Raw genomic sequence first — 20,134 nt, 5'->3', positions numbered from 1 at the left:
GTTGGCCGATAGCGCCCCTACAGGCACTGCGGGTTATTCACCTAGCGTGCATCACGATCCATGATCCATTGGACCGCTGGATCAGGAACGAAGCGCCAATTGCGCAAAGGGCCTGCCATGACGTTGAGGTAATACATTTCAAACCCGTAAGGCGCGCCACAGGGGTGATGGCCGCGAGGGACGAGCACCACGTCGTGGTTTTTCACCGCGATCGTCTCGTCAAGCGAGCCGTCATCGGTATAGACCCGTTGCACGCCAAAACCCTGCTCCGGATTGAGGCGGTGATAGTAGGTTTCTTCGAGATAAGTGATCCGCGGGAAATCGTCCTCGTCGTGACGGTGGCTCGGATAGGATGACCAGTTGCCGGCCGGCGTGAAGACCTCCGTCACCAGCAGGCTGTCGCAATCGTCCTCGGCCTCCATCGCGATGTTGTTGATGAAACGCTGGTTGGCGCCCACCCCGCGCGGCGTGAGCTGGATGCCATCCGGGCCGATGCGTCGTGCCTTGTGGCCACCCTTGCCGGGGGCAAGGCAAACGCCGACCGTGCAATCGGTCGTGGCGCGCGCTTCCCACTGCTCGCCATTCGGCACGTAGAGGCAATGGGGCGGGGTCTTTTCGAAGACGTTCATGCGTTCGCCCAGTTCACCCCAATCCTTGCCGGCCGCGGTGAAGCGGGCCTTGCCCTCGACCATGACCACGACCGCTTCCATGCCGCCGGTCGCCTCGCCGACGCCTTCGCCTTCCCGCAGGCGGAAGAGGCTGAAGCCGACATAGCGCCAGCCCGCCGATTGCGGGGTAATCTCGTGGACCTTGCCATGACTGCCGAACGGTCGGCGCAGGAGAATGCTCATTGCGCTTCTTCCTTATCCGGCTGCTCTGGCTGCAGCCTTGTCCAGTCCGACGTCGCGCGCGATCGAGTTCAACGCCTTCAGGCCCATGTTCTGGTAGTGGAAGGGCTCGCGAACCGCGCTGTCCTGCTCGGCCTCGATCACCAGCCAGCCCGAATAGTCATGTTCGGCCGCGATCTTCAGAACCGGCGCGAAATCGACGCAGCCTTCCGCATCGCCCGGAACCGTGAACACGCCCCGGCGCACGCCTTCGAGGAAGGAAAGGTTTTGGGAACGGACCTGCTTCATGATTTCCAGACGGATGTTCTTTGCATGAATATGGGTCACGCGGCCCATGTATTTCTTCGCCACTTCTTCCGGGTTCGCCCCGCCGAAGGTGCAATGGCCGGTGTCGAGCAGAAGACGGGTGTAGGGGCCAGCCATCGTCATGAAACGGTCGATGTCGTCGGCACTCTCGATGATCGTGCCCATGTGATGGTGATAGCCCATCTTGACGCCCCGATCGGCAGCATATTTGGAAAGCGCCTCATAGCCTTCCGAGAAGCGCTGCCACTGTTCGTCGTTCATGACCGGGCGGTTGTTGACTGGCGTTCCGTCGCTGCCGTGCACGGTGTTGGAGCATTCGCAGGCGTTGATGTGGTCGCCGCCGGCCGCCTTCGTCATATCGATGAACTTCTGCAGCGCCGCCTTCTCGGTGACGATGTCGTTCACCAGAAGATTCGTCGAATGCCAGCCGCCAATGAAGCGCAGGCCGAACGCGCCGAGCTTGGCCTTCAGCGCGCCGCCCTCGTTGGGCATCTTGTGGCCCTTCTCGATGCCGTCGAACCCAATCTTGCGGCAATCCGACAGGCAATCCTCCAATGTCAGATGCGCGCCGATCGTCTGGTCGTCGTCGTTGGACCAGGCAATGGGATTTGTTCCGTAAAATATCATGGTTCGGTCCTTCCAGGCATTGTCGCGAGGGTTAGTTGATGCGTTGGCGGGCCACGTTCGCCTCATAGTGCGCGCGGGCCTCCTTGAGCTTTTCGGTGGTGCCGACTTCCGGCACGGCGACATCCCACCAGGCGCCGCCGATGCCGGCTCCGGTTTCCGCTTCCGTATCGATGACGACCACCGTGGGAACGTCCCGGCTGCGCGCCGAGACGATCTCGGTTTCGAGCTGCGCGATGTCGGCGGCCTTGACGGCATACGCGCCCATCGACGTCGCATGCGCGACGAAGTCGATCTCCGGCTGGGTCTCGATATTGCAGTCCTTGTACATGTTATTGAATTCAGCACCGCCGCATTCCTGCTGCAGACGGTTGATGCAGCCATAGCCGCGATTGTCCGTCAGCACGATGGTGAAGGGCACGCGCAGCATGACGGCGGTCGCGAGCTCGGAATTGGCCATCATGTAGCTGCCGTCGCCGACGAAGCACACGACTTCCTTTTCCGGCGCCGCGAGCTTGATGCCGAAAGCGCCGGCGACCTCGTAGCCCATGCAGGAATAGCCGTATTCCATGTGATAGCCACCGGCGGCCGACCGCCACAGCACCTGCAGGGCGCCGGGCATGGTGCCAGCCGCGCACATCGCAACCGTCTTTGGACCCGAAATTCGCTGCACCGCTCCAATGACCTGGGCATCGGAAGGCCGGAAATTCGGCTTCGGCGTTCCAGGGCCCGCTATGACGGCATCGGTCGCCTTGAACCAGGCCCCGCGCGCGGCGAAATCCGGATCGGCGAAACGGTGGGAACCGAGCGCAGTGGAAATGCGCCCCAGCGCCACCTTGGCGTCGGAGACCAGCGGGATGGCGCCGTGCTTGGCCGCGTCATAGCCGGCGAGGTTGATCGAGACGAGCTTGCGGCTCGGATTGCTGAAGATCGCCCAGCTGCCGGTCGTGAAGTCCTGGAAGCGGGTGCCGACGCCAAGGATCAGGTCGGCTCTGGCGGCGGTCTTGTTGCCGCAATCGGTGCCGGTGACGCCCGGCGAGCCGAAATTGAGCCTTTCTTGCCAGTCGATTGCACCCTTGCCGGCCTGCGTCTCGACGATCGGTATATTGTGCGCCTTGGCGAAGGCGAGCAGATCGGCTTCCGCGCCGGAATACAGCACACCGCCACCTGCGACGATGACCGGGTGTGAAGAGGCCTTGAGCACTGCGACGACATCGTCGACTTCGCGCGGATCTGGCTCTGGACGACGGATGCGCCAAGTCTTCGACTCAAAGAAGCTTTCCGGCCAGTCGTAGGCCTCGGCCTGCACGTCCTGGCAAAATGCAAGTGTGACCGGGCCGCAATTTGCGGGATCGGTCATCACCTGCATCGCGCGAGGCAGGACGGTCAGCAGATGCTCGGGACGGGTGATGCGGTCGAAATAGCGGCTGACCGGGCGGAAGCAGTCCGTCACGGTGACAGTGCCGTCATCGAAATCCTCGATCTGCTGCAGAACCGGGTCCGGCCGGCGGTTGGCGAACACATCGCCGGGGATGAATAATACGGGCAGGCGGTTCACATGGGCGAGCGCTGCAGCCGTCACCATGTTCGTCGCGCCCGGGCCGATGGACGAGGTGATCGCCATTGCCTTGCGCCGGCGCTTGGTCTTGGCATAGGCAATTGCCGCATGGGCCATGGTCTGCTCGTTCTGGCCACGCCAGGTGGGCAGTTTATCGCCAATGCCATGCAGAGCCTCGCCAATTCCAGCGACGTTGCCGTGGCCGAAGATCGCCCAGACGCCTTCGATGAAGCGCTCCCCCTCCTCAGTCATCTGTACGGCCAGCCAGCGGAACATGGCCTGTGCTGCCGTAAGGCGAATGGTTCCTGTCATGTCATACCCTCCTGCGCGACGGTCCCGCCGCGTTATTGTCCTGGCTTGCGCTGCGCGCTTCGTCCCAGATTGTGCAGAGCCGCTGATAGCGGGCCTGAATATCCTCGATCGCCTCAGCATCGGCGATGGTGCCAGCAAGCCAGTCGCGTGCGGCCTGCGCGAAGATCGTGCGGCCGACCGCGAAGCCCTTCACCAGCGGGAAGCCGGCCGCGACCTTGAAGCTCGCTGCGAGTTCGGCCTCCGGCGCGTCGAGACCGAGCACCACGATGCCGCGCGTGTGCGGATCGTTTTCATTGATCGCAGCGCAAGCCTTTTCCCAGGCGGCACTGCTTGCCATCGGCTCAAGTTTCCACCAGTCCGGATAGATGCCGATCTCGTAGAACCGCCGGATCAGGACCGCCGTCGTGTCGTCATCGACCGGACCGACCTTGGACGGAATGATCTCGAGCAGGAATTCCAGCCGGTTGCGACGGGTCGCCGCGAACAGCCGCTTGATCGTCTCTTCGTGCGAAGCTCGCATCTGCGCATCGTCGTCGGGATGGCAAAAGCACAAGACCTTGACGACGTTTTCAAGCGCCCACTCGTCAAGTCCACCGAAGTCGGGGCCAAGTTCGGGTTCCAGCGTCAGCGGACGCGAGCCCGGCCATTCGACCGGTCGGCCGACCCAAAGGCCAGTGCCTGACGCGGCGTGAAGCGCACGGCGGCCGAGGCGGTTGTCGCACAGGATGCCATAGCCCGGTCGTCCGCCCTGAACCTCAAGGGCCGCCTTCAGGCAGAGTTCTTTGAAACGGCCAATCTTTTCGGGCGTGGCACCTGCCATGGCCTCCAGCTGCATGCGGTGGTCGAAGGCGAAGACGCGCATGGTGGACCAGTCATTGTGGCGGTTCGTCGCCCAGTGGATCTGCTCGAGTTCGCCATCCTTGCGCAGCGCCTTGTCTTTGATGCCGCGCTTCAGGAAGAAGTCGAGCTCCTCCAACGACGGATAGGCCGGCGTGCAGCCATGGCGGCTGACGGCGAAGGCCCCGCAGGCATTGGCATACTGAAGCGCGCGTGGCCAGGGCGCATCCTCCAGCCAGCCCTTGATGAGACCCGACATGAAGCCATCGCCTGCGCCGAGAACGTTGAAAACCTCGATCGGATAGCCGGGGCCGCTTTCTCCCTCGTCGAGCCTATCCGGTATCGCACCGGTCAGGGCGACGGCGCCGGCCGCGCCGCGCTTGCAGATGAGCGTGGCGGTGGAGACGGCACGCACGGCACGCAGAGCCTCGATCGTGTTCGTCGAGCCGCCGGCGATATGGAATTCCTCCTCCGTGCCGACGATCAGGTCAAAGAGACGCAGCGTCGATTGCAGTTTGGCGGTCACCTTGCCGGATTCGACGAAGCGGCTCTCGCCGTCGCCATGGCCGGCCACGCCCCAGAGGTTCGGACGGTAATCTATGTCGAGCGCGGTCCGCGCGCCATGCTTGCGCGCGAGCTCCAGCGCCTTGAGCACGGCCTTTTCGGTGCGCGGATGGCTGAGATGGGTACCGGTCGCGACAACCGAGCGGGAACGGGCGATCAGCGCCTCGTCGATATCGTCTTCGCAGAGCGCCATGTCGGCGCAGTTCTCGCGGTAGAAGATCAACGGAAAGCGGTCCTCGTCCCGGATGCCGAGGAGCACGAGGGCCGTTAGCCGCTCGGGATCGGTCTTGACCCCGGTGACGTCGACGCCTTCGCGTGCAAGCTCCTCGCGAATGAAGCGGCCCATGTGCTCGTCGCCGACGCGGGTGATCAGCGCCGAGCGCAGGCCGAGGCGGGCGGTGCCGGCAGCCATGTTGGTCGGCGAGCCGCCGATATATTTGTGGAACGACCCCATGTCTTCCAGCCGGCCGCCGATCTGTACCCCGTAAAGATCCACGGACGAGCGTCCGATCGTGATGACATCCAATGACTTGTTCATTTCTTCCTCCGGCACCCGGCTGCAATTGCCTGACGTGCATGGTGCCCGCGCCGCTCGAGGCGCAGGCAGCGGGTTGTCGGCTCAGAGCTTGCCCGAAACGTAGCTGATGCTCTCGCGCACGGCGGTTTCCGGATCTGCCAGTCCATGCACTTCCTCGGCAAAAGGCTCGAAGCTGTAGGGGCCGTCGAAGCCTGCCGCGATGAGCGCCTTGATCTGCGGAATGTTCTCCAGCCGATCTTTGGCATCGACGAGCACGCGGTGGGCGTCGAGCATGTCATCCACTGCGACATTGGGATCGACGACGCCCGAGATGTGGACCAGACCCGTCCTTTCCGCGAAGAACTCTGTCTCGCCGGCCAGGTGGTGATGGAAGGTATCGTGCACGAGTTTGTAGATGCCGCCGCCTTCAGCCGCGTCGATGGCGCGAAGCGCTTCCTTCTTGGTCCTCAGCGAGGAGATCGGGAAGCCGAGAGGTTCAACCAGGCCTGTCAGTCCGCGCTCCTCAAGGATCGGCTTCATGGCCTTCAGCGCCGCGACGAGATCATCGAACGACACTTTCGTGCCGTCGTTTAGCGGGCACATGACAAGCGCTTTGGCGCCGGAAGCGGCCGCATAGTCGGCGAGCGTCACAGCCTTCTTCGGTAATTCACCCGACCAGACGTTGAACGGATAGAGCGCGTTGATCGAGATGATCGTGACGCCGGCGCTCGCTGCAGCCTTTTTGACGACTTCAGGCTCCACCTTCCCAACGATGTCGGGAAGATCGTTGCGGATCTCGACCTCCGTCAGACCCAGATTGCGAGCCGCCGCAAAGAAGTTTTCAAGCGACAGCTTGGGCGCGGTGATGTGGTTGATGGCAAAACGCATGGAGGACCTCAGTTGTAAAGCGCAGGGCGAGCGGGAAGATTAATCGCGACTGCGGCACCCTCTGCTTCCTGCGCGGCTACGCAGGCATCGGATGTGATTGCCGCCACATAACCGTCCCAGGAGTTCGGGCCAGCCGCCGTGCCTTTGGCAGCGGCATTGATGAAGTCCTGCAGCTCAACGTCATAGCTGGCGATGAAGCGATCCTTCCAATCGGTGAGGATATCGTTTTGAAGCTTGGCGCCGAGACGCGTCTGGATTGCCATCGGCTCAGGCAAAGTGGCAACACCGTCTTCGCCAACGACCTCGCACTGAATGTCGTAGCCGTAGTGGCAGTTGACGAAGATTTCGACATCGATGGTCGTGCCCTTGGCAGTCTCCAGAATGACAATCTGGGGATCCCTAAGCTTGGCATGACTGCGCGCTGCCGAACGCGGAAACAGCACACGAGCAGAAACGTAGTCGTCATTCAACAGCCAGCGCAGCACGTCGATTTCGTGAATCATCGTATCGTGGATGGCCATCGGCGTAACATATTGCTCGGGGACGGCCGGGTTGCGATGGGCGGCATGAACCATGATCGGCGCACCGATCTTGGTATCCACGAACTGCTTCAGGGCGACATAACCCGCATCATATCTGCGCATGAAACCGACCTGTACAAGTCGTTTGCCGTGCGCAACTTCTGCATCAACGATGCGCTTGGCGCCATCGGCGGTCGTCGCCAGAGGCTTTTCGCAGAAGCATGGCCTACCGGCAGCGATCGCGGCCAGTACATATTGTTCGTGAGTGGCACCCCAAGAGGTGACAAGCACAGCGTCGACATCGGGTGAGGAAATCAGTTCCTCCCCGGTGGTGAAAATTGCAGCATCAGGCGCAATGTCGCTTTTCACCGCTTCGGCCGAGGCGCGGTTCACGTCACTCAACGCGACGACTGTCGCCCCGCCAAGAACCTGATTGATGCGGCGTGCATGGTCTCGGCCGATTGCACCGGTGCCGATGACACCTATTCTAACAGTCATTTGGAAAGCCTCACTTTCGGTACTTTTTGATGTAATTGTTCATTTCGCTACACATGAACCGTCCAGACTCGTCTGCCTTGTCCTCCCAGGCGAAGACGCAGGAGGTCATAATACCGTCGAAGCCAATATCGGCGAGCGTGCCGAAGAAGTCGTCCCAGGGGACCTCGCCTTGGCCGATATTGAGATGTTGGTGAACACGCGCCTGGGTACCCGGTGGGTTGAGAATATAGCGCAGACCCGACGACGCTTTGTGATTGAAGGTATCGCCCACATGAACGTGCGCGAGAACGTCCTTGGCCTCGCGCAGCATCGCCTTGGTATCGTCGCCAAAGTAAAAGGTGTGCGGGGCGCAATAGAGGAACTTGACGTTCTTCGAATTCACCGTGCGGATGATGTCGAGCGCGGGCTGCAATGTTTCGCACCAGTCTTCCGGATGCGGCTCGACGTGTAAACTGATGTTCTCACGTTCGAAGATCGGTACAAGTTCCTCCATCGAGCGCCACCATGCGTCTTCACAGGCCTCGATCATCGACCCGGTGTGGCAGCAGTAGCACGAGCCTTTGTCGGGGTGCGGACCGCGCCCGAATTCCGAATTCATCGTATCGACTTCCATCTCCACCGCGATTTCGATGGCGCGCTTCCAGTGACGCACAGCGGCCTGACGCTCGGTCTCGTCATTCGAGGCCCAGCGATACATCGGCAACAATGAGGCGATCTTCACACCCTCGGCGGCCAGCGCTTTCTTGAAGGTTTTGATACGCTCAGGGAAAACCCGGGGTGCCTTGAACCATTCCAGAAAATCGGCGCGGGGGCTCAGTTCAATCCATTCATAGCCGAGCTCGCGGACCTTCCGCGGCAGCTCCTCGAGGCTGAGATGACGATGCATGAACGGGTCAAGGGCGATACGCATATGTTGGTTCCTTCGTGTTTTAGCGACATGCCTCAGAAGGCGTCGATTGGTGGGGCCGCGGGATCCGGGAGGAGATCGACCGCGGCCACGGCCGTCATTTTTGGTAGGCGGCCATGTTGTCGGGGGTGACGAGTTCGAACGGTACCCAAAGGGTGCGCTCGCTGGCCTGCTTTCCTGCCAATCTGACAGCCGTCTGGACTGCGGCTTCGCCTTGCTTTGTTGCGTTCTGGAAAACTGTCGCGTCGATGTCTCCGGCCTCCATGGCGGCCAGTCCATCTGGCGTGGCATCGATGCCGGTGATGACAACGTCGTTCATCGCGACGCCAGCCGCCTTCAAAGCCTGAGCCGCGCCAATGGCCATCTCGTCGTTATTGGCAACCACCGCATCGAACTTCAGCCCGGCCGTCAGCCAGGAAGAGACGAGGTCCTGCGCCTGGGTCCTGTTCCAGTTCGCTGTCTGCTTTTCGACGATATCGATCCGGCAACCGGGTTGAGAAAAGACGGCCTCGACATCCTTTGTGCGCACAAGGGCTGCATGGTTTTCAAGCGGCCCCATCAGAATGACGACGCGACCTTTGCCGCCCAGAAGCTTGCAGGCAGCTTTCGCTTCCATCGTGCCGGAATCGAGTTCGTTGGAACCGACAAAGGCTGTGCCTTCCGGCAATCCCGAAGCAAGTTCGGCCGGCGGATGGTTGACGTAGACGAGCGGGATCTCCGCATCAGCTGCCGCCCGTGTGATCGCGGCCGTCGAGTCGCCGTCAACGGCATTCACGATGATTGCATCAACACCGTTGGCAATGAAGTTTTGGATTTGGTTGAGCTGTTTGGCAGGATCGAGTTGAGCGTCCTCTGTGAGGAGTTCGACATTTTTTACCCGTTTTGCTTCATCGCGGATTCCGTTCAGCAGAATCGTCAGAAATGGGTTATCGAACGACGTCATTGTCACCGCCACGCGCGTGCCAGCAAAGGCCGGGGCGGCTAGAAGGCAAAGCGCGGTCGTTATTAAAAGCTGTCTCATTGCAGTTCTCACAAATCGAACTTGGTTTTGGCGCCACAGCTCAGCAAAAGAGGGACGGCCGACCGGCCCTCTTTTGCTTTTGCGAATTCAGGATTTCACGCGCTTGCGTTGCCGGTACACGTCCGCCACCACGGCTGCGACAATGATCACCCCCTTGAGCATTTCTTGGTAATAGGCATCGAGGCGCAGAAAGGTGAAGCCGGAGATAATCACGCCGAAGATGACCATGCCGATCATGGTGCCCGGGATCGATCCGCGCCCGCCCGAGAGCGACACCCCTCCGATAACGGCCATCGCGATCGCATCGAGCTCATAACCTGTTCCCATACCGGCTTGTGCGGTCAGTCCGCGGGAAGCCACCACGATTCCTGCCAGTGCGGATAGAAGACCGGCAACCGCATAGACCTTGACCGTATGCCGTTCGACGTTGATCCCGGACACACGTGCGGCCTGCCGGTTCGCGCCGATCGCATAGGTAAATTTGCCGTAGCGGGTGTAGCGTAGAACAACATGCATGACCGCTGCCACCGCAAGGAAAATAAGCACCGGTGCGAGGCCCTTGCCGATCGCAGCAAAGCTGTCGGTTGGGAAGCTGATGGGTTGGCCCTTGGTGTACCACTTCGCGAACCCGCGTGCCGTCACCATCATGCCAAGCGTTGCAATGAAGGGAGGGATCCTGCTGTAGGCGATCAGGAAACCATTGATCGCTCCACAGGCAACGCCGACCAACAACCCGGCCGCGACCGGCGCGACGACGGGAAGATCGGTCAAACCGGGGTAAAGTGCCCTCGGGAAGGAACTCGCCTGCGCCAGACTCATCGAAATCATGGCGGTCGCACCGACGATCGAGCCGGAACTGAGATCGATGCCGTCGGAGATGATCACCTGGGTGACGCCGATCGCGATGATCCCGATCACCGATACTTGCAGGATCATGATCGCAAGGCGTTGCGTGTTCGCCAGAAAACTTTGTCCCTGCAGAATCCACCCAAGTATCTCGAACGTCAAGGAAATGCCAACGAGCACGAGGAGAATTGTAAGCTCGGACGGCAGACGACGCCGTGACGGGGTGATCTGCGGAATGGTCTGTGTTGTGGTGTTCATGGTGCGTTTCCTCCCGTGTGCGCGGCTAACGCGCAGCAAGGTCCATTATCTTGACTTGATTTGCCTCGGCGCGATCGAGAACGCCCGACACACGGCCTTCATGCATGACGACAATGCGGTCACTCATTCCCAGCACTTCCGGCAGCTCCGACGAGATCATCAGTACGGCGACCCCCTCCGACGCCAGAGCTGTTATCAACCGGTGTATTTCCGCCTTGGCGCCGACATCGATGCCGCGTGTCGGCTCGTCGAGAATAAGGATGCGAGGCTTGGTCAGGAGCCAGCGTGCGATCAGCAACTTCTGCTGGTTGCCGCCTGAGAGATTCTCGACAGCCTCATATAGATTTGGCGTTTTTACCCGAAGCGTTGCTGCCATTTCCTCCGCAAGCTTCGTCACCGTCGATTCATCGACAAACCCCGCCTTTACATGGGATCGCGTAATCAATGCGGATTGGATGTTTTCCAGGCAATTCAGTATCAGGAAGCAGCCAGTTTCCTTGCGATCCTCGGTAAGAAAGGCAAAGCCGTGCGACATTGCCGCGCTGGGACTGTCGATGGTAACCGGCTTACTCTCGACCAGGATTTCACCCGACGTTGCCGGCGTGACGCCAAAAATGGCCTCAGCAACATTGGATCGCTTGGATCCCACCAGGCCAGCCAATCCGAGAATTTCTCCTCGTCTCAGAGAGAAGGAGATGTCGTAGAAGACACCGGGGATGGTGAGGTTCTTGACCTCAAGGACCACGTCACCAATCGGGCAATCGATCTTGGGAAACATATCGGTGATGTCGCGCCCAACCATCATACGGATGATGTCGTCACGGGTTACATCCTTTGAAGAGTGCGTACCGACATATTTTCCGTCACGAAAAACCGTGAACTCGTCGGCAATCTCGAAGAGCTCGTTCATCTTGTGGGTGATGTAGACAATGCCGATTCCGCGTTTCCGCAAGTCGCGGATAATGGAAAAGAGGTGATCCACCTCTCGGTCGGTCAGCGCCGATGTCGGCTCGTCCATGATGAGGACAGAGGATTCGTAGCTAACTGCGCGCGCAATCTCGACCATCTGTTTTTGAGCTACTGTCAGTTCGGACACTTGAGCTCGCGGATCGAGTACGATGTTCAGGCGAGCAAAAAGCTCCTCCGTCATCGTCACCATCTTGGAATGGTCGATGAGTCCAACGCGGTTCTTGGGTTCGCGTCTGATCCAGATGTTCTCCGCCACTGTCATCCAGTTCATCAACTGGAGCTCCTGGTGGATCATCGCGATCCCTTGCTCCAGCGCGTCAAGCGGTGACTTCAGCACTGTCGGGACACCGCGAAGACGTATTTCACCAGCGTCCGGCTGGTATATCCCGGCGATGATTTTCATGAGCGTCGACTTGCCAGCCCCGTTTTCGCCCATCAATGCGTGGACAGTTCCGGGTCTGACGCGAAGCTGCACGTTGTCGAGCGCCAAAACACCCGGGAACTCTTTGCGAATACCCTCGATTGCAAGCAGGCCGTCGGCTTCCGTGGCCTCGAGTACGCGCTTGATAGCTGCCGCTGTGGTGGGACTTACCATGGCTTATCCTCCATCGCTTCGAAATCGAAGGAGGCGGCATATCCGCCTCCTTCGACGCTACGATCTGTTTTAGTTCTTGGCCTGGTAGTCTTTGAGATTTGCCGGGGTGACGAGTTCGAACGGCACATAGCCTTTCTTCTCGACGGTCTCGCCGCGCGCAATCTTCAGGGCCGCGTCTACAGCGCCCTTTCCCTGCCCCGCAGCATTCTGGAAGACGGAGACATCGAGGTCGCCAGCGGCCATGGCAGCAAGCGCATCTTGAGTGGCGTCCACGCCGGAGACAATCACGTCTTTCATGTCTTTTCCGGCAGCTTTCAGCGACTGGATCGCGCCAATTGCCATCTCGTCGTTGTTGGCAATGACAGCGTCAAACTCCACGCCGGCAGATAGCCAGTTGGTCATCAGGTCGGCGCCCTGTGGGCGCGACCAGTTGGCGGTCTGCTCCTCAACGATCTTGATGAAACTGCACTCGGGTGTCGCAATCACGTCCTTGATGTCCTGCGTGCGCATGCGGGCGGCCTGGTTGGAGAGCTCGCCCATCATGACGACGGCTTTCGCCTCTGTCTTCCCAGCCTCCTTCAGAAGGCGGCAAACTTCCTTGGTTTCGAGCGTTCCGGACTCTTTTTCGTCGGAAGCCACGAAGGCCTGCTTTTCGGGAAGCTGGTCCACGTTGACTGGCTGACGGTTCACATAAATCAAAGGAATACCTGCCGCATCGGCAGCCTGCGAGAGCGCAACGGTCGCATCCGTATCAACTGGATTGACGATAATGGCGTCGACGCCGGAGGCGACAAAGTTCTGGACCTGGCTGAGCTGCTTACCAACGTCGTTTTGCGCATCTTCGATCTGAAGTGTAACGCCGTCCTGGGTCTTGGCGTAGTCGGTCATGCCGTTTCGAAGAACCGTGAGAAAATTATCGTCGAAGAGCGCCATCGAGACGCCGATCGTCTCGGCCGACGCGGTCGTCGCCAACATGCTGGCGAAAGCTGCAATAATCAGGTGTTTTTTCATTTCATTCTCCTCCAGAGGTTATCGCGGCGCCAAAAGCCCAGGTCAGCCATTTGGCAACAAGAATTCGCTGACGAAGATCAATGATCTCCATCATCGGTTGGTCAGGATTTTCGTTATCCCGGTGGGGCAGCCTCCTGTCTCCACCACCCGGCAGGACAATTTCCTAGTGGAGGGCCGTCGTCAACGTCTCGTGACGGCTACCGGCTATCAGCGCTGATAGAAACCATGCAGCTGTTCATGATAGAATCCATCAAACCATCACAGACTCTCAGGCACCCAAAGTTGCGCAGGCAGGAAGCGTTGTCCTGGCGTTTCTGCCATGCCGTGTTCGATCGTGTGAACCATGGTGCCAATGAGGTCAGCGCATAATTCACGCAGGGGCGTCTGAAATACGCCGGTGATGCGCCGTTCAAGCAGCGCCTGTCGTGATTCCGGCGTCAGTTCGTTGACGAGGCAGCCGATCTTTTCGCCTTTGTTCGTTTCCTGCAAAGCTTCGATCGCGCCTTCCATCCCGCCCCCGATGCAGTAAACACCCACCAGGTCATCATGGCGAGAAACGGCGTCCATCAGCAGTTCATACGTCAAGCGCCGGGTTTCAAGGTTGATAAGCGCATCCAGCACCTCGAACTCCGGAGCGTATTCCCGCATATAACTGCGAAATCCAGTCTCGCGTAGCGAATGCCCGTGAAATCGGTGACCACCTAGAAGCAGGAGCAGTTTTCCGGGTGAATGCGACAGCTTGGACAGGAGCCATGCGGCGGTCCGCCCCACTTTCATGTTGTTAGTGCCGAGATATGCCTCACGCACGCCTTGGGCAAAGTCGGAAAGCAGCGAGAAGGTAGGAATACCCTTGGATTTGAGCGTGCTCACCGCCGATGTGACGTCATGATGGTCTGGTCCGATAGCACCAACGGCCTGCACCTTTCCCTTCATGCCAAGCAGCAGCTCTGAAATCTCACCGGGCTCACCGGACTTTGCAAACTGCACATGCACTTGAAGACGCCGGTCCTTGACAGCACGTGCGGCGGCCTGCAGTTCTTCGGCAAATGCTTGATAGAAGGCGTGGCGTTCTTTGCGCAAAACAACGCCCAGATTGTAGGAAGGCATATCTGCCAGCATTCGCTGCCGAATTATATTTGCGCCGTGAAATCCGACCCGCTCGGCAGCAGAGAACACTCGTTTTGATGTTTCTTCGCGCACCGGGAGTCGGGCATTCAACACGCGATCGACTGTTGCAACGCTAACGCCAGCCGCTTCTGCGACGTCCGCAATCGTGGGACGCTTCATCGAGATCACCTCAGGGAAAGACAGGATTTCTTCACAATGTGACATAGATTGTCATGCGGATTGAGAGAAACCAATCAGCAATGCAAAAAATATCTGTCCTTGTTCTAGCTGCAGGGCGATGAGGCCCTTTCGCTCATGATTTAGGTGGAGTTTGATGCGTCACGTCGCCTCGCCGCCGGCGTCAAGTCCAGAATCGAGGTCGCCGCAAGGTCATCGTTTGGACCGACGATCGCCGAGCTCCGATCAACAGTCACGCGGCATAATCCCCCTGGACACGGCTGCGGACGGGATGGTCCGGCAATCGGAACTGACCAACGATCTCCATAAGCGTTTCGGCCTCGTCGGCGCGTTGCCGGGTCGCCGCGTTGGTTTCTTCGACCATAGCCGCATTGCGCTGCGTCATCTGGTCCATTTCGTTGACAGATGCATTGACTTCGGCAAGCGCGTTTGACTGATCACGGCTCGCAGTCGCTATCGTCGCCACCCTCTCGGCGACCGTATCCGCACGCATTTATTCCTCTCGTACTTCAGAGCGTAGCCACTCCTGAAACTCATCGGCGATGGGAAGGCTCTGTTTTTCCTCGGGGCGGACGACGTAATACGCGTTTTCGGTTCTCATCGTGCTGGACGTCAGGGGTAGGAGCATGCCGGTCCTTAGCTCCTCCTCTATCAGATAAGTTGGCAGAAGCGCCGCACCGAGCCCGGCTATCGCTGCTGCAACCATCATCGAAAACTGGTCAAATCGGAGCCCGACATACGCATTGTCTACGATCGAACTTTGTAGTCGAAACCAGTCCGACCATAGCTTTGGCCGCGTCGTAAGGTGTAGCAATGGAATGGTAGAGAGATCGCCTGCTGCCTCTCGCCTCGCCCGTTCGGCGAGTGCTGAACTTGCTATCGGCATAACGGTCTCATGGCAGAGGAACGTCGGGGTGCCACCTGCCCATATAGGTTGTCCGTAATGGATAGCGAGATCGAAACTATCCTCCATGAAGCTGAAGGGCTTCGAACGAGATTCTATCGTTAGCGCAACATCTTGATGCGTCTCGAGGAAACGCCCTAGGCGGGGGACGAGCCATTTCGCGCCAAAGGTTGGAAGTGTCGCTATCTTTAGCGATGCGCGCGTGCGACCTGCTGCCGCCGCATCGATCATAAGCCGTTCCGATCGTGCAAGAAGATCCTTAACCTCCGGCAGCAGCCTTTGTCCGGCCTCAGAAAGGATGACACGTTGACGAATGCGCTCGAAAAGCTTGAGGCCAGTCTGCCGTTCCAGATCTGCAATCTGGCGGCTGATCGCGCTCTGGGTCAGGTTTAGCTCTTCTGCTGCGCGCGAGAAATTCGCGTGGCGGGCCGCACATTCAAACGCTTGAAGGGTCACAATGTCTGGCACCAGGCTTCGACGCATACCTATTCCATTTTCGCATAAAGTTAACCGCACAAGTCACAACACGTGGCTGCCACAGAAGAGTATATTGCATTTCCAGCATCAAGTCACAAACTCTTCAAAGGTCTAAAACAATGACGAAGCATGTCACATCGAGCGACATCCGCGCCGCGTTTTCTGAAGCGATGTCGGCCATGTATCGCACCGAGGTCCCTGCTTACGGAACTCTGATGGATCTCGTGGCCCGGGTTAACAAGGAAGCACTTGCCGCCAATCCCGCACTTAGGGCTCGCCTTAAAGCGACAGACAATCTTGATCGGATATCTGAGGAGCGTCACGGTGCAATCCGCTTGGGAACGGCGGACGAGCTTGCGATGATGCGGCGCGTCTTTGCGGTCATGGGTATGTATCCGGTTGGCTACTACGATCTATCCACGGCAGGAGTGCCCGTCCATTCGACTGCGTTTCGGCCGGTCGGCGAGGAAGCCCTTAAGCGCAACCCTTTTCGGGTCTTTACGTCTTTGCTTCGCCTCGACCTTATCGCGGACGAGACCTTGCGCAAAGAAGCGGCCGACATTCTCGCCAAGCGGCAGATTTTCACCAGCGGCGCAGTCGAGCTGACCGAAAAGGCGGAAGTCGAAGGTGGGCTGTCCAAAGAGGATGCGGATCGTTTCGTTGCGGAAGTGTTGGAGGCATTCCGCTGGCATGACAAAGCTTTAGTCGATGCCGATATGTATCATCGTCTGCACGATGCCCATCGCCTGATCGCCGATGTCGTTTCCTTCAAGGGACCACACATCAACCACCTCACCCCTCGCGCGCTTGATATCGACAAAGTGCAGGCGCTGATGCCCGAATACGGAATTTCCCCGAAAGCAGTCGTTGAAGGACCGCCGACGCGCGACTGCCCGGTCCTGCTGCGCCAGACCTCTTTTAAGGCGCTTGAAGAATCGGTGTCATTTGAAGACGGTCGGGGACGCTGGAAAGCCGGCTCCCATACGGCGCGCTTCGGCGAGATCGAACAGCGGGGCATTGCCCTTACCCCAAAAGGCAGGGCTCTTTACGACAAGCTTCTCGACAATTCCCGCAAGGTCGTGCGTCCGGCGGCGGATGGCTCGAACGCCAAGGCCTACGAAGCGGCGCTTGCGCAAACGTTTCATGTATTCCCCGACAACTGGGCGGCCATCCGCGCTGATGGGCTAGGGTATTTCAGTTACTCGCTCACGGAGAAAGGGAAGAAAGGCTCTGTGCTGCCGGATGCAAGCATAGATTGCCTCATTGCAGACGGCCTGATCCAGTTTGATCCCATCGTTTACGAGGATTTCCTTCCCGTCAGCGCCGCGGGCATTTTTCAGTCGAATCTTGGCGACGGCGCACAGCAGGAATTCGTGGCTGGTCCAAATCAAAAGCGCTTCGAAGCAGACCTCGGTGCGCAAGTTCTGAACGAATTTGATCATTATGCGCACATTGAGAAAGCTTCACTGGATGCCTGCGTCTCGCAGCTGAAAAATCGTCCCGCCGCCGAGTGAACCGTCACAGAAATCGCGCAAGCAGAAGCCGACCTGGAGTCCCAAAATGAACGTTTCCGTAAAGACTGTTTCCGTTACTGAAGAAGCCACCGCGATACTCGGCCGCCTCGGCGTGGCAAAATCACGTTACAGCGAAGGCGACCTTGTTGCCTTCTCTCCGATTACTGGCGAACAAACGGGCAAGCTGAAAGCGATGAGTTCGGCAGAGGCGACCAAGCTGATCGACCAGGCTCACGAGGCCTTCCAGACGTGGCGCCTCGTGCCCGCACCAAAACGCGGCGAACTTGTTCGTCTCCTCGGCGAGGAACTCCGTGCCGCCAAGACGGATCTGGGCCGCCTCGTTTCGATCGAAGCAGGCAAAATTCCGTCCGAGGGATTGGGCGAAGTGCAGGAAATGATCGACATCTGCGATTTTGCTGTCGGCCTTTCCCGCCAGCTTTACGGTCTCACAATTGCTACCGAGCGCCCGGGCCACCGTATGATGGAAACCTGGCATCCCCTCGGTGTCATCGGCATCATTTCCGCCTTCAATTTCCCGGTCGCCGTTTGGGCCTGGAACGCAGCATTGGCTTTGGTCTGCGGCAACAGCATCGTGTGGAAACCATCGGAGAAGTCGCTGCTTACAGCATTGGCGTCGCAGGCAATTCTCGAACGCGCCCTCAAGCGTTATGGCGAGGCTCCGGAAGGCCTCTCGCAGGTTCTGATCGGCAATCGAGCGATCGGTGAGGTGCTCGTTGATCATCCAAAGGTTCCGCTCGTGTCAGCGACGGGTTCCACTCGCATGGGCCGCGACGTCGGCCCGCGGCTGGCCAAGCGTTTCGCTCGCGCCATCTTGGAACTTGGCGGCAACAACGGCGGCATCGTATGTCCCTCAGCTGATCTCGACATGAGCCTTCGAGCCGTCGCCTTTGGCGCGATGGGCACGGCTGGCCAACGGTGCACGACCTTGCGTCGCCTGTTCGTCCATGAAAGCATCTATGATCAGCTCGTACCGCGCCTGAAAAACGCCTATGAGAGCGTTACTGTCGGGGATCCGCTGCAGTCGACAGCGTTGGTCGGACCGCTTATCGACAAAATCGCTTTTGAAAACATGCAGAAGGCACTTGTTGAAGCCAAGGCGCACGGCGGCACCATTTCCGGTGGGCAACGTGTGGATGTCGGTCACGATCTGGCATTCTACGTCAGGCCGGCGCTTGTCGAAATGCCCAAACATGAAGGCCCGGTTCTGGAAGAGACCTTCGCACCTATTCTGTACGTCATGAGATACAGCGATTTCGATGCCGTCATCGCCGATCACAATGCGGTGGGTGCGGGCTTGTCTTCCTCGATCTTCACCCTGGACATGAGGGAAGCCGAGCGATTCGTAGCTGCCGATGGCTCCGATTGTGGCATCGCCAACGTGAACATCGGCACGTCGGGTGCAGAGATCGGCGGTGCGTTCGGAGGCGAAAAAGAAACCGGAGGCGGCCGTGAATCCGGCTCCGATGCCTGGAGAGCCTACATGCGTCGTACGACGAACACGATCAACTATTCGAAATCGCTGCCCCTGGCACAGGGCGTTTCTTTTGACATCGAATAGGACGTGCGCGTTTCATGACGATCTCAACAAAAATCGAAGAAGCGGGCTTTAAACCGGCTTCGCGGATCGCCTCGATTGGCGTTTCGAAGATTCTCCAGGTCGGCGCACGCGCCGCTGCTATGAAGCGCGATGGTCTGCCGGTCATCGTGCTGGGGGCGGGCGAGCCTGATTTCGATACGCCGGAGAACGTCAAGGAGGCGGCTAAGGCCGCCATCGACGCTGGCGAAACGAAATACACCGCTCTGGACGGCACGCCAGCCCTGAAGAAGGCGATCGTCGAAAAGTTCAGACGGGAAAACGGCATCGACTACGATATCGACGAGGTTACAGTTGCGACAGGCGCCAAGCAGATCCTGTTCAACGCCTTTATGGCGACGCTCGATCCCGGCGACGAAGTGATCATCCCGACGCCTTACTGGACTTCCTATTCCGACATCGTCGAGATTTGCGGTGGTGTGTCAGTCCTTATACCGTGCGACGCCAAGGCCAACTTCCGTCTCCAGGCCGAACAGCTGGAAACGGCAATCACATCGAAAACCCGTTGGATTCTTCTTAACTCGCCGTCCAACCCATCGGGCGCTGCCTACAGCGCCGAGGATTACCGCCCCCTCCTGGATGTTTTGATTCGTCATCCGCATGTCTGGTTGATGGTCGACGACATGTACGAGCACATCGTCTATGACGATTTCGCAGTTGCGACACCTGTCGCGATCGAGCCTCGACTGAAGAATCGGACATTGACGATCAACGGTGTATCGAAAGCCTACGCGATGACGGGCTGGCGCATCGGTTATGCGGGTGGCCCGAAGGCTTTGATCAAAGCGATGGCGGTGATTCAAAGCCAGGCGACGTCCTGCCCCTGTTCGGTCAGCCAGGCTGCCGCGGTCGAGGCTCTGAACGGGCCCCAGAAGTTTCTGAAGGAGAGACAGGAGAGCTTCCGTCGTCGTCGCGATCTTGTTGTCGAGCGCCTGAACGATATCGACGGGTTGGATTGCCGTACTCCTGAGGGTGCTTTCTATACTTTTTCCAGTTGCGCCGGCGTTTTGGGCAAACTGACGCCGAAAGGTAGGAAGATCGAGGCCGACCATGACTTCACCGACTATCTTTTAGAAGAGGCCCACGTCGCGGTCGTCCCTGGCTCGGCCTTTGGCCTATCTCCCTATTTTCGGATTTCGTACGCGACTTCGCAAGCCGAATTGATGGAAGCGCTCAATCGTATCAAGCATGCTTGCTCTGCATTGCGGAATTGATGTCATTGCCTGGTTCGAGGTGTGT

16 protein-coding genes and 1 pseudogene are annotated in these 20,134 nt (G+C 59.0%); 3 read left to right on the top strand and 14 right to left on the bottom strand.

Annotated features, from left to right (window positions below; genetic code table 11):
- Window positions 1–41 precede the first annotated feature (41 nt).
- The 14 genes and pseudogenes from iolB to RGR602_RS25600 form a co-directional block, all read right to left on the bottom strand.
- Window positions 42–851: a 5-deoxy-glucuronate isomerase gene (gene iolB, locus RGR602_RS25665; protein WP_040114853.1), complete on the bottom strand. Its 810-nt coding sequence runs from the start codon at window positions 849–851 to the stop codon at window positions 42–44.
- 12 nt (window positions 852–863) lie between these two features.
- Entirely contained in the window at window positions 864–1,781 is a 918-nt protein-coding gene (gene iolE, locus RGR602_RS25660) for a myo-inosose-2 dehydratase (RefSeq protein ID WP_040114852.1), read from the bottom strand.
- 31 nt (window positions 1,782–1,812) lie between these two features.
- The gene (gene iolD / locus RGR602_RS25655) at window positions 1,813–3,648 is read right to left on the bottom strand and encodes a 3D-(3,5/4)-trihydroxycyclohexane-1,2-dione acylhydrolase (decyclizing) (RefSeq protein WP_040114851.1); all 1,836 of its coding nucleotides are present in this window, start codon (window positions 3,646–3,648) and stop codon (window positions 1,813–1,815) included.
- 1 nt (window position 3,649) lies between these two features.
- Window positions 3,650–5,587 (bottom strand): bifunctional 5-dehydro-2-deoxygluconokinase/5-dehydro-2-deoxyphosphogluconate aldolase, encoded by a 1,938-nt coding sequence (locus RGR602_RS25650; RefSeq protein ID WP_040114850.1) that lies wholly within the window; start codon window positions 5,585–5,587, stop codon window positions 3,650–3,652.
- 81 nt (window positions 5,588–5,668) lie between these two features.
- Window positions 5,669–6,454 carry a TIM barrel protein gene (locus tag RGR602_RS25645; RefSeq protein ID WP_040114849.1) on the bottom strand — a complete coding sequence of 262 codons (786 nt, stop codon included), beginning with the start codon at window positions 6,452–6,454 and terminating at the stop codon, window positions 5,669–5,671.
- 8 nt (window positions 6,455–6,462) lie between these two features.
- A complete protein-coding gene (locus tag RGR602_RS25640) occupies window positions 6,463–7,473 on the bottom strand; it encodes a Gfo/Idh/MocA family protein (protein WP_040114848.1) in 1,011 nt (336 codons plus the stop codon).
- Window positions 7,474–7,483: 10 nt separating this feature from the next.
- Window positions 7,484–8,383 carry a sugar phosphate isomerase/epimerase family protein gene (locus RGR602_RS25635; RefSeq protein ID WP_040114847.1) on the bottom strand — a complete coding sequence of 300 codons (900 nt, stop codon included), beginning with the start codon at window positions 8,381–8,383 and terminating at the stop codon, window positions 7,484–7,486.
- A 94-nt stretch (window positions 8,384–8,477) separates the two neighbouring features.
- Window positions 8,478–9,401, bottom strand: coding sequence for a substrate-binding domain-containing protein (locus RGR602_RS25630; protein WP_040114846.1), 924 nt, complete (start codon window positions 9,399–9,401; stop codon window positions 8,478–8,480).
- A gap of 87 nt (window positions 9,402–9,488) precedes the next feature.
- Window positions 9,489–10,505 (bottom strand): ABC transporter permease, encoded by a 1,017-nt coding sequence (locus RGR602_RS25625; RefSeq protein ID WP_040114845.1) that lies wholly within the window; start codon window positions 10,503–10,505, stop codon window positions 9,489–9,491.
- Between the two features lie 25 nt (window positions 10,506–10,530).
- Complete coding sequence (locus RGR602_RS25620; protein ID WP_052451759.1) at window positions 10,531–12,069, bottom strand: sugar ABC transporter ATP-binding protein; 1,539 nt, start codon at window positions 12,067–12,069, stop codon at window positions 10,531–10,533.
- Window positions 12,070–12,138: 69 nt separating this feature from the next.
- The gene (locus RGR602_RS25615) at window positions 12,139–13,080 is read right to left on the bottom strand and encodes a sugar ABC transporter substrate-binding protein (RefSeq protein WP_040114844.1); all 942 of its coding nucleotides are present in this window, start codon (window positions 13,078–13,080) and stop codon (window positions 12,139–12,141) included.
- A 258-nt stretch (window positions 13,081–13,338) separates the two neighbouring features.
- Entirely contained in the window at window positions 13,339–14,367 is a 1,029-nt protein-coding gene (locus RGR602_RS25610; protein ID WP_040114843.1) for a LacI family DNA-binding transcriptional regulator, read from the bottom strand.
- Window positions 14,368–14,617: 250 nt separating this feature from the next.
- Window positions 14,618–14,866: pseudogene (locus RGR602_RS25605) on the bottom strand (hypothetical protein); the annotation flags it as partial.
- Between the two features lie 12 nt (window positions 14,867–14,878).
- Window positions 14,879–15,778, bottom strand: coding sequence for a LysR family transcriptional regulator (locus RGR602_RS25600; protein WP_170250285.1), 900 nt, complete (start codon window positions 15,776–15,778; stop codon window positions 14,879–14,881).
- Between the two features lie 107 nt (window positions 15,779–15,885).
- Here RGR602_RS25600 and hglS point away from each other — a divergent pair, with 107 nt between their 5' ends.
- Genes hglS through RGR602_RS25585 form a run of 3 tightly spaced genes read left to right on the top strand, consistent with a single transcriptional unit; the run spans window position 15,886 to window position 20,109 of the window.
- On the top strand, window positions 15,886–17,280 hold the full coding sequence (gene hglS / locus RGR602_RS25595) for a 2-oxoadipate dioxygenase/decarboxylase HglS (RefSeq protein ID WP_040114840.1): 1,395 nt from the start codon (window positions 15,886–15,888) through the stop codon (window positions 17,278–17,280).
- 46 nt (window positions 17,281–17,326) lie between these two features.
- On the top strand, window positions 17,327–18,859 hold the full coding sequence (gene amaB, locus RGR602_RS25590; RefSeq protein WP_040114839.1) for an L-piperidine-6-carboxylate dehydrogenase: 1,533 nt from the start codon (window positions 17,327–17,329) through the stop codon (window positions 18,857–18,859).
- A gap of 14 nt (window positions 18,860–18,873) precedes the next feature.
- Window positions 18,874–20,109, top strand: a complete 1,236-nt coding sequence (locus tag RGR602_RS25585) for a pyridoxal phosphate-dependent aminotransferase (protein WP_040114838.1) — start codon at window positions 18,874–18,876, stop codon at window positions 20,107–20,109.
- The last annotated feature ends 25 nt before the right edge of the window (window positions 20,110–20,134 follow it).

It is taken from the genome of Rhizobium gallicum bv. gallicum R602sp (genome assembly GCF_000816845.1).
In the GTDB taxonomy this organism is placed as follows: domain Bacteria; phylum Pseudomonadota; class Alphaproteobacteria; order Rhizobiales; family Rhizobiaceae; genus Rhizobium; species Rhizobium gallicum.
This window is presented reverse-complemented; position numbering and strand designations above follow the sequence as displayed.

What these genes read in the sequence shown, in the direction of transcription:
- iolB (WP_040114853.1), bottom strand. Translation starts at nt 851, where the DNA reads ATGAGCATTCTCCTGCGCCGACCGTTCGGCAGTCATGGCAAGGTCCAC.
- iolE (WP_040114852.1), bottom strand. Translation starts at nt 1,781, where the DNA reads ATGATATTTTACGGAACAAATCCCATTGCCTGGTCCAACGACGACGAC.
- iolD (WP_040114851.1), bottom strand. Translation starts at nt 3,648, where the DNA reads ATGACAGGAACCATTCGCCTTACGGCAGCACAGGCCATGTTCCGCTGG.
- RGR602_RS25650 (WP_040114850.1), bottom strand. Translation starts at nt 5,587, where the DNA reads ATGAACAAGTCATTGGATGTCATCACGATCGGACGCTCGTCCGTGGAT.
- RGR602_RS25645 (WP_040114849.1), bottom strand. Translation starts at nt 6,454, where the DNA reads ATGCGTTTTGCCATCAACCACATCACCGCGCCCAAGCTGTCGCTTGAA.
- RGR602_RS25640 (WP_040114848.1), bottom strand. Translation starts at nt 7,473, where the DNA reads ATGACTGTTAGAATAGGTGTCATCGGCACCGGTGCAATCGGCCGAGAC.
- RGR602_RS25635 (WP_040114847.1), bottom strand. Translation starts at nt 8,383, where the DNA reads ATGCGTATCGCCCTTGACCCGTTCATGCATCGTCATCTCAGCCTCGAG.
- RGR602_RS25630 (WP_040114846.1), bottom strand. Translation starts at nt 9,401, where the DNA reads ATGAGACAGCTTTTAATAACGACCGCGCTTTGCCTTCTAGCCGCCCCG.
- RGR602_RS25625 (WP_040114845.1), bottom strand. Translation starts at nt 10,505, where the DNA reads ATGAACACCACAACACAGACCATTCCGCAGATCACCCCGTCACGGCGT.
- RGR602_RS25620 (WP_052451759.1), bottom strand. Translation starts at nt 12,069, where the DNA reads ATGGTAAGTCCCACCACAGCGGCAGCTATCAAGCGCGTACTCGAGGCC.
- RGR602_RS25615 (WP_040114844.1), bottom strand. Translation starts at nt 13,080, where the DNA reads ATGAAAAAACACCTGATTATTGCAGCTTTCGCCAGCATGTTGGCGACG.
- RGR602_RS25610 (WP_040114843.1), bottom strand. Translation starts at nt 14,367, where the DNA reads ATGAAGCGTCCCACGATTGCGGACGTCGCAGAAGCGGCTGGCGTTAGC.
- hglS (WP_040114840.1), top strand. Translation starts at nt 15,886, where the DNA reads ATGACGAAGCATGTCACATCGAGCGACATCCGCGCCGCGTTTTCTGAA.
- amaB (WP_040114839.1), top strand. Translation starts at nt 17,327, where the DNA reads ATGAACGTTTCCGTAAAGACTGTTTCCGTTACTGAAGAAGCCACCGCG.
- RGR602_RS25585 (WP_040114838.1), top strand. Translation starts at nt 18,874, where the DNA reads ATGACGATCTCAACAAAAATCGAAGAAGCGGGCTTTAAACCGGCTTCG.